Here is a 12,107-nt window from a genome sequence, read left to right on the forward strand (position 1 = left end):
ACATGACGTTTGCCGAGCTTTATCAGCCATTAAGCACAGATGTAAGCCAACGTGCTCAGAAAATAAAACTACTCATTTGCGATATTGATGGCGTTTTCTCTGATGGCCGTATTTACTTAGGAAATAACGGTGAAGAACTCAAAGCGTTTAATACCAAAGATGGCTTTGGTATCAAAGCATTAATAAATAGTGGCTTTGAGGTTGCGGTTATTACAGGGCGACATTCACAAATAGTTCAGCAACGCATGACTAGCCTAACAGTACAACACATCTATCAAGGTCAAGAAAACAAGCTTATTGCGTATCAAGAATTAAAAGACAAACTGGCTTTGACCGATGAGCAAATAGCTTATATCGGTGATGATGGCCCTGATTTACCCGTCATGGAAAAGGTAGGCTTTGCCGTTGCTGTAAACGATGCTCACCCACTTATAAAAAGACTCGCTCATTACACTACCATGTTACCCGGAGGGTTTGGTGCTGTGCGAGAGCTGACTGATTTATTAATGCTGGAAAACGCGAAAGCGTTAACAACTGATGGAACCAGCGCATGAATATAGCCCGTATTTTACTGAGTATTGTTTTTGTTTGTTGCATGATCTGGTTATGGTATCCGTACTTTAGCCAACCAACAGGCGCAATAAACAGTGAAGACGAGATAATCGCAACACCGGATTACACCGCTATTGCGCTAAAGCAAACTGCGTATGATGAGCAAGGTAACATCAGCCATAAAGTCGCTGCGGCTAAAATGGAGCTATACCAGCAATTAGGATTTACTTTTTTTGAACAGCCTATTTTTACCATCTATGGGGATCAACAGGTTTGGCAGGTAAAAGCAAAAGAGGCTACCTTGTACGAAAACGATCAGCTCATTTTTGAAGGTGACGTTGTTGCAAAAAATCTAACTCATAATGGCATGATTGAAGATATCAACGCAGAAAATATCAATGTCGATATTGAAAAAATGACCATGTACTCAAAACAACCTGTTACATTAACAGGCCCAAACTTAAAGATTACCGGTAAAGGTTTAAAAGCCGATTTAAAAGCCGAAATCGTCGAGTTAACTAACCATACACGAACCATATACTATGACCAATAAACTTAAAAAATTACTTCTAATCCCAAGCTTATTGATTGCGTTTTCAAGCGCTGCTGCAGACCAAGCGGGTACTCCTATCAGCATTAGCTCAGATCGCCAAGTAGGTCAGTTAAAAAATGGTGTAGGGATTTTTGAAGAAAATGTAGAAATAACCCATGGTAATCGTCGTATTACCGCAGATCGCCTAGAAGCACATGCAGGTGAAGTTGATGGTACTGTTTCACTTATCATTGCCACAGGTAAGCCAGCCTACTTTGAAGAAAAACAAGAAGATGGCACGGTTATGAGCGCCAGCGCAGACGAAGTTCGTTACGATGTAGCAAAGCGTTTACTCACATTAGTTGGCGATGCGCAAGTGACACAAGCAGGGCAAAAAGTCAGCGCAAAAAGTATAACTTATGACATGGAACAACAGCTAATTAGTGCTGAAAAAGACGAAAACTCAACGGATCGTGTGCATACAATCTTAGTGCCTGTTGATAATAAAAAAGATGATAAAGGCCAGCCATGAGTACATTAAAAGCAGAGCTGCTAGCAAAGAGCTATAAAGGCCGCCAAGTTGTCAAAAATGTGGGACTAGAAGTCGAAGCAGGCAGTATTGTCGGCTTACTAGGTCCTAATGGTGCAGGTAAAACCACCACCTTTTATATGATTGTTGGGCTAGTGCCAAGCGACAAAGGTAAAATTAGTATTGATGACAACGACATCACTTTATTACCCATGCATAATCGTGCTCGATTAGGTATTGGCTATTTACCTCAAGAATCATCCATTTTTAGAAAGTTGACAGTCTACCAAAACCTGATGGCGATTCTTGAAACACGCAAAGATCTTAAAAAACAGCAACGAGAAGAAACACTCAATAACCTGCTTGATGAATTTAGTATTCAGCACATCCGAGATAGCCAAGGTATGGCGCTATCAGGAGGCGAGCGTCGCCGTGTTGAAATCGCGCGAGCATTAGCCGCAGATCCAAAATTTATTCTGCTAGATGAGCCTTTTGCTGGTGTTGATCCAATTTCAGTGTTAGATATAAAGAAAATTATAGAGCATTTGAAAAACCGTGGTATCGGTGTACTAATAACTGACCATAATGTTCGAGAAACCCTTGATGTTTGTGAAAAAGCCTACATTGTTTCTCATGGGGAGCTAATTGCATCAGGCACGCCTGAGCACGTATTAGCAGACCAAACGGTACGCGATGTCTATCTAGGCGAGCAATTCAGGTTGTAACCAATACACCATCGACTAGAGCATCTGCTAGACTTACAATAATGACAACATATTGATATTGACTCAAAGTAGTATCAATCAATGATTTAAAAGGATTGTTAGGGATACATGAGGCAATCATTACAGCTGCGCATGGGCCAGCAACTTACAATGACTCCACAACTGCAACAAGCCATTCGCTTATTGCAGCTTAGTACATTGGATCTCCAGCAAGAAATACAAGAAGCGCTTGATAGTAATCCTCTGCTTGAAGTGGAAGAAGCGGATTATAATGAAGAAGCGATCGGTAAAAACGAACAAAAATCTGACTCTGATGATTCACAAGTCACAGCTACGGCAGAAGAAGCACCCAGTGAATACGAGCAAGAGAGCAGTGATGCACTCAATAAAGATACCGTCAGTGACGACCTAGCAATGGATGTCACGTGGGATGAGTACATGAGTGCAGCCCCTTCAACCTCGTCAGGGCCAATGCCAGAAGATGAGTCTATTTACCAAGGTGCGTCAACCGAAACTCTCCATGAATATCTGATGTGGCAACTACAGTTGACCCCATTTAGTCCGACTGACGAAGCGATTGCTGTTGCTATAGTCGAAGCTATCGATGACTCAGGTATTTTAACTGTGAGTTGTGAGGATATTGTTGAAAGCTTTAATCAAAATGATGATGAAGAAGAAATAGAACTTGATGAAGTCGAAGCGGTCTTAAAAAGAATACAGCTATTTGATCCTGTCGGCATTGGTGCTCGCAGCTTACAAGAGTGCCTATGTATACAACTTCGTCAATTCGATGCAGATACACCTTATTTGGCTGAAACTAAAATGGTTTTATCTGAGCACATCGAATTATTAGCAAGTCGCGACTATCGTACTTTGATGAAAAAGACTAAGCTTAAAGAAAACGAGCTTAAAGAAGTGATGACACTTATCCATAGCTTAAACCCTAAGCCCGCGGATAGCATCGTACGTGAAGAGTCTGAATACGTCATACCTGATGTATCGGTAAAAAAAGTAAAAGGTCGTTGGGTGGTTGAGCTAAACCCTGACTGTATGCCAAAGATCAGAGTGAACAGCCAGTATGCGGCTATGTCACGCTCTGTAAAATCAAGCAGTGACAGCCAGTTTATTCGCTCTCATCTGCAAGAAGCTAAGTGGTTTATTAAAAGCTTAGAGAGTCGGAATGATACTTTATTAAAAGTAACGAACTGTATTGTTCAACAACAACAGGCTTTCTTTGAACACGGCCCAGAGGCGATGAAGCCGATGGTGCTAAATGATGTCGCTGAAATGGTCGAAATGCATGAATCGACGATTTCACGGGTAACAACGCAAAAATATATGCATACCCCAAGGGGTATTTTTGAGTTGAAATATTTCTTCTCAAGCCACGTCAGCACAGAAAATGGTGGCGAGTGTTCATCAACGGCAATACGCGCTTTAATCAAAAAGCTTATTGCCGCAGAAAACTCAGCGAAGCCATTGAGTGACAGTAAGATTGCAGATATATTGGCTGAGCAAGGAATTAAAGTAGCTAGACGTACAATTGCAAAATACCGAGAGTCTCTAGCAATACCGCCGTCTAATCAGCGTAAAAGCTTGATTTAGACGTTTTACATAGAAGGAAAATGCTTATGCAACTAAACCTAACTGGTCGTCATGTAGAAATCACAGATTCATTAAAAGACTATGTAAACACCAAGTTTGCGAAACTAGAAAGGCATTTTGATCATATTAATAATGTTCATGTCATTCTAGATGTAGAAAAATTAAGTCAAAAAGCAGAAGCAACTTTACATGTAAACGGAGGCGAACTGTTTGCCTCTACAGAGCATCAAGATATGTACGCGGCCATCGACTCGCTAATTGATAAGCTTGATCGCCAAGTTATTAAACACAAAGAGAAATTAGCTCGACACTAAATTATGAAACTTAGTTCACTTACTAGCCAGGACTGCAGCAAAGCTGCGGTCCTTTTTAATAGCAAAAAAAGAATTCTCGAATTTATCAGCGAACTCGCTCATAAGCAGCTTCCTCATCTATCGCAGCAAGATATTCTTAATGCTTTACTCAATCGAGAAAAGTTGGGGAGTACAGGAATTGGTAGAGGCATTGCTATTCCGCATGGTCGTATGTCGGGTGCTGATAAACCACATGCGTTTATTATAGTGAGCGAATCGCCAATTAACTTTGATGCAATTGACAACCGCCCTGTTGATATTTTTGTTGCACTCATCGTACCTGATGGAGACTGCCAACTTCATTTAAAGACCTTATCAACAATTGCTGATAGACTAAAAGATAAAGAATTTTGTAAACAGTTACGCAGCGCAAAAACCGATCAGGAACTGTTTCAAGTTATTGCATCAGAGGCATAAATGGAATTAATTATTATCAGTGGCCGTTCTGGCTCAGGTAAATCAGTCGCTTTACGAGTCCTTGAGGACCTTGGTTATTATTGCGTTGATAATATTCCTGTAAACCTATTACCTTCGCTAGTGCGTAGTGTTTCTGATAATTACGACAAAATAGCGGTCAGTATCGATGTGCGTAACCTGCCAAAAGAGCAACAAGAATTTAATGATATTCTTGAATACTTGCCAGGTTTCGCCAACCCAACATTATTTTACCTTGATAGTGATGATCAAACACTCATTAAACGTTTCTCTGAGACAAGACGCTTACACCCGCTTTCTTTAGATTCTTTACCGCTCGATTTAGCAATTAAGCAAGAAAAAATACTGCTTGATGTCCTAATTACCCGCGCTGATTTTATGATCGACACAACGGATTTAAGTGTACATCAGCTAGCAGAGTCAATTCGTGAGAAGATTCTCGGTAAAAAAGATAAAAAGCTCATTATTACCTTTATGTCATTTGGCTTTAAGCATGGTATCCCGAAAGAAGCTGACTATGTATTTGATGCACGCTTTTTACCAAACCCGCACTGGGAGCCAGATCTTAAGCCACTTACAGGGCTCGACCAACCCGTTAAAGATTACCTTGCAAGCCATAGCATAGTGCAAAAATTTACTTGGCAGATTCAAACCTTTGTGCAAACGTGGTTACCACACCTTGAACGCAATAACCGCAGTTATTTAACTATCGCAATTGGCTGCACGGGTGGACAGCATCGCTCTGTTTACTTAGCACAGACGATTGGTGAAAGTTTCGCGAAAAGCCATGCGAATGTAAAAATTCGCCATCGTGAGCAAGACTTATAACAAGGGCTTTAACATGTATGCTGAAAATACGTTTTTAATTCAAAACAAACTTGGCTTACACGCGCGCGCAGCAACTGTACTTGCACAACTTGCACTGCAATTTGATGCTAAAATTATGTTATATCAAGATGACAAAGAAGCTGAAGGTGACAGTGTACTTGCTCTAATGTTATTAGAGAGCAGTCAAGGTAAAGAAGTTCGAGTTGTATGCGAAGGCCCTGATGCAACTGCTGCACTTAATGCAATAGGTGAATTAATAGCACAACGCTTTCATGAGCAAGAATAGCATTTGCTAAGCACGAAAGATTTACGTTAAACTTAACTTAGATATTTAAATTTCTCTTAAATATCTTACTTTTAAGTCATTCGTTCATCTTATATAACAAATATTCTTAATATAATGGTTGCTTTAAACGATAACTCAGCAAATTTATTATTGTGCAACTATGCTGTATTTATTTAGCCAGAGCTCACTTTTTTAGTTGTAAGGACGCCAATGCCAGAAGCCTTTGAACAAGATTACCCACTACAACAACTTAAACAGGTGACCAAGTCACTTAATAGTGGTCAATTTGTTCAAGTGCGCGGTATGCTAGCTAAAACAGCACCTTGCGATACAGCACTGTTACTTGAGTCATCTCCTCATAAAATCCGCCGCATGTTGTGGCAACTCGTTGATCCGGATGTACGTGGTGACGTACTTGAAGAGCTGTCAGAAGATGTACGTCTTGGTATTATTGCCCAGATGGAACCTGAGCATATTGCCGCCGCAACTGAGGACATGGACGATGATGACTTAGGTGAAGTACTTCGTAGCTTACCTGATACTGTCTATCAAGATGTTGTCGGGGCTATGGATACGCAAGATAGAGAAAGAGCGACTCAAGCACTTTCTTATCAGGAGCGCTCTGCAGGCGCACTAATGAATAGTGATACTGTCACTATTCGCCCCGATGTTACATTAGACGTTGTACTGCGTTATTTACGTCTACGTGGTGAGCTACCTGAAGGTACAGATGATCTGTACGTGGTTGATAAACATAACTGCTTTTTAGGCGCCTTGTCATTAACGACACTTTTAACCAGCCCATCAGACAAAATTGTTCGCGACTTAATGGATGAAGAATGTGAGTCTATTCTCATTTCGATGGACGAAAGTGATGTTGCTCAACTATTTGAGCGTCATAACTGGATTTCCGCGCCTGTTGTGGATGATAACGCCCACTTGCTTGGTCGTATAACCATCGATGACATCGTTGACGTCATTCGTGAAGATGCAGAGCATAGCATGCTTAGCCTAGCGGGTCTTGATGATGAAGAAGACACCTTTGCACCCGTTCTGAAAAGCTCGCAGCGTCGCTCTATTTGGCTTGGGGTTAACCTATTAACCGCATTGTTAGCTGCCATCGTTGCAAGCTTCTTTGAAAACACCTTAGCAATCTTACCAATCCTGGCGGTACTTAATGGAATTGTGCCTTCAATGGGAGGAGTTGCTGGTAGCCAAACTCTTACCTTAGTTATTCGTGGTATAGCCGTTGGCCATATTAATCAAACCAACCAACGCTTTTTATTACTCAAAGAACTCGCCATTGGGGCACTAAATGGTGTTATTTGGTCGATATTAATCGCCGGTGTTGTCGCACTTTGGCAGTGGGACTTTGAGCTCGGTGCGGTGCTAGCCTTCGCGATGTTTATGAATCTCGTTGCAGCAGGTATTGCTGGTGCGAGCATTCCTTTAATCTTAAAGAAAATGAAAATTGACCCTGCTCTTGCAGGCAGTGTCGTGCTGACCACCGTCACCGATATTGTGGGTATTTTTGCCTTTTTAGGCACCGCAACCTGGTTATTAATCTAATTTAATATAAAAACGGCCCTTCTAAGGGCCGTATTTATATTTACTTTGCACGCTGCTTATTTTTACCAACTCTAGGTTTAGTATTGGCCTTTTTAAACTGGCTAAAACCAGTATGACGTGTCAGTGCTGCACGGCCTTTACCGCCCTTCCCTTTCGCTGCTTTCTCATTGCGCCCCTCTTCAGGCACCAAGCAATTTGGTCCTTTACCAATTAAGTTCGCCTTACCCATTTTTTTTAGCGCTTCACGGATCATTGGCCAACCTGCTGGATCATGATAACGCAATATAGCCTTGTGTAAACGACGCTGGCGTGCACCTTTTGGTACAGCTACTTGCTCAGTATTGTTTTTAATATTACGCAGCGAGTTCATCTCAGTGTGATAGATCGTTGTTGCATTTGCCATGGGTGATGGATAAAAGTTTTGTACTTGATCAAGTTTAAAGTCATGAGACTTTAACCACAGCGCCATGTTCACCATATCTTCGTCTTTGGTGCCTGGATGAGCAGAAATAAAATACGGGATCAAGTACTGCTTCTTACCCGCTTCTTTCGAATACTTATCAAATAACTCTTTAAACTTATCGTAGGCACCCATACCCGGCTTCATCATTTTAGAGAGTGGGCCATCTTCAGTATGCTCTGGAGCTATTTTCAAGTAACCACCAACATGGTGAGTAACTAACTCTTTTACATAACGAGGATCTTCAACTGCTAAGTCATAACGAACGCCAGAGGCAATTAAAATCTTCTTCACACCTTTAACGTCACGAGCCTTTTTATAAAGTTCGATAGTTGGCGTGTGATCAGTGTCCATATGCTTACAAATATCAGGGTATACACAGGATAAACGACGACACGTGCTTTCTGCCTTTTTGCTCTTACAGCGTAACTTATACATATTCGCTGTCGGCCCACCTAAGTCAGAAATAACTCCTGTAAAACCTGGCACTTTGTCACGAATTTGCTCAATTTCATCAATGATAGATTGCTCAGAACGGCTTTGGATAATGCGCCCTTCATGTTCAGTAATCGAACAGAATGAACACCCGCCGAAACAGCCACGCATAATATTCACTGAGGTTTTGATCATCTCGTAGGCAGGGATTTTCTCATCACCATAACTTGGGTGTGGAATACGCTGATAAGGTAAACCGAATACCCCATCCATCTCTTCTGTTTCAAGTGGGAATGCAGGCGGATTGACCCAAATAGAACGATCGCCATGACGTTGAAATAACGCACGCGCACAGCCAGGGTTTGTTTCTTGGTGCAAAATACGCGATGCATGGGCATAAAGTGGTTTATTCACACTCACTTGCTCATACGCTGGCAGCTTAACGTATGTCTTTTCCCATGGCTTAGGCCGCGCAGGCTGAATAGTAATTGGTTTAGCAGCCTCGGCGGTTAAATCAATACCCGCTTGTTTAAACTCAGACTTACTACAACCAACATCATCGGCCCCATAAGGATTTGGAATGGGATCAATCTTACCGATTTTATCGATGGCAGTGGAATCACTACCACGCCAGCCTGGTAAAGGCTCTTTACGAATAACCGCAGTACCGCGGATATCTTGAATTGTCTCTATGGCTTCGCCACAAGCGATGCGGTGAGCAACCTCAACTAGTGGGCGCTCGGCATTACCGTAAATAAGAATATCCGCTTTGGCATCAAACAACACACTACGGCGTACTTTTTCTTGCCAATAATCATAATGAGCAATTCGACGTAAACTCGCCTCAATACCACCAATGATCAATGGTACATCTTTATAGGCCTCACGGCAGCGTTGACTGTATACAACCACTGCGCGATCAGGACGCTTACCGCCAACATTACCAGGAGTATAAGCATCATCATGACGAATACGTTTTTCTGCGGTATAACGGTTGATCATTGAGTCCATGTTACCCGCGGTTACACCAAAGAATAAATTAGGCTTACCTAACGCCATAAAAGCATCTTTAGAGTTCCAATCAGGCTGGGCAATGATACCAACACGAAACCCCTGCGATTCAAGCATGCGACCAATCACCGCCATGCCAAAACTAGGATGGTCAACATACGCATCACCACTGACGATAATAATGTCACAGCTATCCCAGCCCAACGCATCCATCTCAGCGCGAGTAGTGGGTAAAAATGGCGCTGTGCCATAGCATTCGGCCCAATATTTAGGATAAGAAAACAGGCCGCGCTCGGCTTTTAATGCGCTCATAAAATATACTCTGCTACCAAAAGGGGGCGAATTATACCCCACTATGAATCATTATTATAGAAAACAAAACGCCCTTCAATTGAAGGGCGTTAGCATATGGGTACATTTTTTAAAGAGCCACTTAATGCTTGGCTTGCAAATACGTTATTAACTCTTTTTCTGGCATAGGCTTAGCATACATAAAGCCTTGTACTTCATCACAGCCAAGTTCTCCTAGATAATCAGCTTGAGCTTGTGTTTCCACCCCTTCTGCGATGGTTTTCAAGCCGAGTCTTGCGCCTAAAGAAATAATTAATGCTGCAATTGCTTCACTATCCTTATCTGGTAAGTCTTTAACAAATGCCCTATCAATTTTTAAGCGATCTAACGGGAGTTGTTGTAAATAACTGAGTGATGAAAACCCTGTACCAAAATCATCAATCGCAATCTCTATGCCAAACTCTTTCAATTCTTTTAAGGTGGTAATAACACTAGCAAGTTCGTCCATAACCACGCTTTCTGTTACTTCTAACTCTATAAATTGCGGCTTAACCTGGTATTGGTTTAATGTATTTTTTACCTGCTGTGCGTAACCTTTCACTTTAAACTGAGGCACTGACACATTAACCGCTATACTAATTTCGATGCCCATAGCTTCTAGTCGCTTTTGCTGCATACATGCTTGTTCTAGTACCCATTGGCCAATATCAACAATTAAGCCAGCATCTTCTGCCATAGGCACAAAAATAGCCGGAGAAATATATTGACCATTTCCAGAGGGCCAACGCAACAATGCTTCACAGCCAATAATCTCAAGGGTCGTTAAATCAAGTTGTGGTTGAAACCATACTTCTAGCTTACGTTGCTCAAAGTCTTGACGTAACTGTCTGATAATTCCTAATCGCCACGCCATTTTTTCTTCCATATCAGGCGTATAAGTAACCACGGCTTCCATTGACTGCTTTTTAGCTTGGTTTAGCGCGATATAACCTAATTTTAAAGTCTCGATCCCTGCTTGCTGAAAATCGCTTTGGTTACATAAACCTATTTTAAAGTTAATAGATAAAATATGTTCCCCAGCATTAAATGGTAAACTCAAATGCTCTCGAAGTAGCTCAAGATCATACTGCTCTTTTGGCAATAGCAAACCAAACACATCCGCACCAATGCGCGATATTAGCTCTGCATTAGGGTATTCTTGCTCAAGCCTTTCAACGATGGCCATTAACAACAGGTTGCCAATTTCTTGACCTAAGCCATTGTTTATATCTGAAAAATGCGCAACATCTATTAATAAAAATACGTAATCATTTTTATTTGGCTGGTAGAAGCGTTCAATTTTGTTCATAAAATCATTACGGTTAGGCAGGCCCGTTAAGATATCTTTATAGGCAGCATCACGCAGACGATTAAATAAACGAACATTATCTAATCCCACACTTACGTTGGTGAGGAATATTTCAGCAAACTGAAGTTGTGACGGGCTTGGAATATGCTCTGTTTCCAAGTAGATTGCAGCTTGACGGTTTTTACTTTTCAGTAAGTAGGTGCTATCAATCTCTGTATGTTGGTGCTGTGACTGCTCTAGGCAATTTTTAACTTGTAAAATAATGCGACCATCATCAAGTTGCTCAATACCTTGTCCAATAAAACTGTTATATTCTGCACAGCCCCCTAACACACATATTTGATTATCATCTTCTAAGGAGCCACACACGACCCCTTTCGGCTCACAATCTAAAATAAACGATAATTGTTTAATCACAGCCATCGTAAATGCTTTAATATCAGTAAACCCTAAAATAGCTTTTGAAGCATAAAGAATGTTGTTCAGCGCACGACTTTGAAACTCAAGCTGACAAACTTGCTCATACGAGCGAATAGCAGTAACCAGTGATGTAATTAGCTTACTACGTGTTAATTCTGTTTTCGTCTTGTAATCATTAATATCATACTCACGAATTACTTTTTCTTCTGGGGCATAACCTGGTTGCCCTGTACGTAAAATAATACGTACGTTATGGTTATTTAGGCATTCGCGAACTTGTTTAACAACCTGCAAGCCTGCATCATCAGACTCCATTACAACATCAAGTAATACAACAGAAATAGATAAATTTTCTTTAAGGACAGTGAGCGCTTCGGCCCCTGAGTAGGCATGGTGAAAGCGTAACGTTTTATCCCAAAACTCTACACCAGAAAGAGCAAGTTTAGTCACAGAGTGTATCTCAGGATCATCATCAACAATTAATACATCCCAAAAATCCGAAACAGACTCCTCTAGCGGCTGCTCATCATCCTGATCACTAAATAAAAAGTCGTTACTCTCTGATGCCATTAATAATTCCTTAGACTACTCATCCAAAAACTGCAACGATGACTCCATCCCATTTTACAGCCTTGATGGAAAATTCTACCACTTAATTTGACTATGATACATTGCTGATAACTTATATTGTGTAGATTATAGTCTATGATACGTATAATGTTATGAAA

The 12,107-nt window shown here is 41.2% G+C and carries 12 protein-coding genes; 10 read left to right on the top strand and 2 right to left on the bottom strand.

The genetic code is table 11. The annotated features are described in order from the left end of the window. The first annotated feature begins 2 nt into the window (after positions 1-2). From kdsC to mgtE, 10 genes are all read left to right on the top strand, one after another. Positions 3-554 carry a 3-deoxy-manno-octulosonate-8-phosphatase KdsC gene (kdsC, locus tag LY624_RS14775; protein WP_130149364.1) on the top strand — a complete coding sequence of 184 codons (552 nt, stop codon included), beginning with the start codon at positions 3-5 and terminating at the stop codon, positions 552-554. Continuing rightward, on the top strand, positions 551-1,105 hold the full coding sequence (lptC, locus tag LY624_RS14780) for an LPS export ABC transporter periplasmic protein LptC (protein WP_062568559.1): 555 nt from the start codon (positions 551-553) through the stop codon (positions 1,103-1,105). The genes kdsC and lptC overlap by 4 nt, the downstream gene beginning before the upstream one ends. Then, positions 1,095-1,616 (top strand): lipopolysaccharide transport periplasmic protein LptA, encoded by a 522-nt coding sequence (lptA, locus tag LY624_RS14785; RefSeq protein ID WP_062568558.1) that lies wholly within the window; start codon positions 1,095-1,097, stop codon positions 1,614-1,616. Before lptC ends, lptA begins: the two co-directional genes overlap by 11 nt. Continuing rightward, positions 1,613-2,338, top strand: coding sequence for an LPS export ABC transporter ATP-binding protein (gene lptB / locus LY624_RS14790; protein WP_062568557.1), 726 nt, complete (start codon positions 1,613-1,615; stop codon positions 2,336-2,338). The genes lptA and lptB overlap by 4 nt, the downstream gene beginning before the upstream one ends. 108 nt (positions 2,339-2,446) lie before the next feature. Next, positions 2,447-3,943: an RNA polymerase factor sigma-54 gene (locus LY624_RS14795; RefSeq protein WP_341803315.1), complete on the top strand. Its 1,497-nt coding sequence runs from the start codon at positions 2,447-2,449 to the stop codon at positions 3,941-3,943. Positions 3,944-3,969: 26 nt separating this feature from the next. Further along, complete coding sequence (gene hpf, locus LY624_RS14800) at positions 3,970-4,257, top strand: ribosome hibernation promoting factor (RefSeq protein ID WP_062568555.1); 288 nt, start codon at positions 3,970-3,972, stop codon at positions 4,255-4,257. 3 nt (positions 4,258-4,260) lie between these two features. Then, the gene (ptsN, locus tag LY624_RS14805) at positions 4,261-4,713 is read left to right on the top strand and encodes a PTS IIA-like nitrogen regulatory protein PtsN (RefSeq protein WP_341803316.1); all 453 of its coding nucleotides are present in this window, start codon (positions 4,261-4,263) and stop codon (positions 4,711-4,713) included. Beyond that, a complete protein-coding gene (gene rapZ / locus LY624_RS14810) occupies positions 4,714-5,559 on the top strand; it encodes an RNase adapter RapZ (RefSeq protein ID WP_130149362.1) in 846 nt (281 codons plus the stop codon). Positions 5,560-5,572: 13 nt separating this feature from the next. Beyond that, positions 5,573-5,845, top strand: a complete 273-nt coding sequence (locus tag LY624_RS14815) for an HPr family phosphocarrier protein (protein ID WP_062568552.1) — start codon at positions 5,573-5,575, stop codon at positions 5,843-5,845. A gap of 210 nt (positions 5,846-6,055) precedes the next feature. Next, positions 6,056-7,414 carry a magnesium transporter gene (gene mgtE, locus LY624_RS14820; protein WP_341803317.1) on the top strand — a complete coding sequence of 453 codons (1,359 nt, stop codon included), beginning with the start codon at positions 6,056-6,058 and terminating at the stop codon, positions 7,412-7,414. 40 nt (positions 7,415-7,454) lie between these two features. Here the strand turns inward: mgtE and LY624_RS14825 are convergent, their stop codons facing one another. Together LY624_RS14825 and LY624_RS14830 are read right to left on the bottom strand one after the other, a co-directional pair. Then, on the bottom strand, positions 7,455-9,632 hold the full coding sequence (locus tag LY624_RS14825; RefSeq protein WP_341803318.1) for a YgiQ family radical SAM protein: 2,178 nt from the start codon (positions 9,630-9,632) through the stop codon (positions 7,455-7,457). Between the two features lie 121 nt (positions 9,633-9,753). Beyond that, positions 9,754-11,949, bottom strand: coding sequence for a bifunctional diguanylate cyclase/phosphodiesterase (locus LY624_RS14830; protein WP_341803319.1), 2,196 nt, complete (start codon positions 11,947-11,949; stop codon positions 9,754-9,756). Positions 11,950-12,107 lie beyond the last annotated feature (158 nt).

This window comes from Pseudoalteromonas sp. N1230-9 (assembly GCF_032716425.1).
Classification (GTDB): Bacteria; Pseudomonadota; Gammaproteobacteria; order Enterobacterales; family Alteromonadaceae; genus Pseudoalteromonas.

What these genes read in the sequence shown, in the direction of transcription:
- kdsC (WP_130149364.1), top strand. Translation starts at nt 3, where the DNA reads ATGACGTTTGCCGAGCTTTATCAGCCATTAAGCACAGATGTAAGCCAA.
- lptC (WP_062568559.1), top strand. Translation starts at nt 551, where the DNA reads ATGAATATAGCCCGTATTTTACTGAGTATTGTTTTTGTTTGTTGCATG.
- lptA (WP_062568558.1), top strand. Translation starts at nt 1,095, where the DNA reads ATGACCAATAAACTTAAAAAATTACTTCTAATCCCAAGCTTATTGATT.
- lptB (WP_062568557.1), top strand. Translation starts at nt 1,613, where the DNA reads ATGAGTACATTAAAAGCAGAGCTGCTAGCAAAGAGCTATAAAGGCCGC.
- LY624_RS14795 (WP_341803315.1), top strand. Translation starts at nt 2,447, where the DNA reads ATGAGGCAATCATTACAGCTGCGCATGGGCCAGCAACTTACAATGACT.
- hpf (WP_062568555.1), top strand. Translation starts at nt 3,970, where the DNA reads ATGCAACTAAACCTAACTGGTCGTCATGTAGAAATCACAGATTCATTA.
- ptsN (WP_341803316.1), top strand. Translation starts at nt 4,261, where the DNA reads ATGAAACTTAGTTCACTTACTAGCCAGGACTGCAGCAAAGCTGCGGTC.
- rapZ (WP_130149362.1), top strand. Translation starts at nt 4,714, where the DNA reads ATGGAATTAATTATTATCAGTGGCCGTTCTGGCTCAGGTAAATCAGTC.
- LY624_RS14815 (WP_062568552.1), top strand. Translation starts at nt 5,573, where the DNA reads ATGTATGCTGAAAATACGTTTTTAATTCAAAACAAACTTGGCTTACAC.
- mgtE (WP_341803317.1), top strand. Translation starts at nt 6,056, where the DNA reads ATGCCAGAAGCCTTTGAACAAGATTACCCACTACAACAACTTAAACAG.
- LY624_RS14825 (WP_341803318.1), bottom strand. Translation starts at nt 9,632, where the DNA reads ATGAGCGCATTAAAAGCCGAGCGCGGCCTGTTTTCTTATCCTAAATAT.
- LY624_RS14830 (WP_341803319.1), bottom strand. Translation starts at nt 11,949, where the DNA reads ATGGCATCAGAGAGTAACGACTTTTTATTTAGTGATCAGGATGATGAG.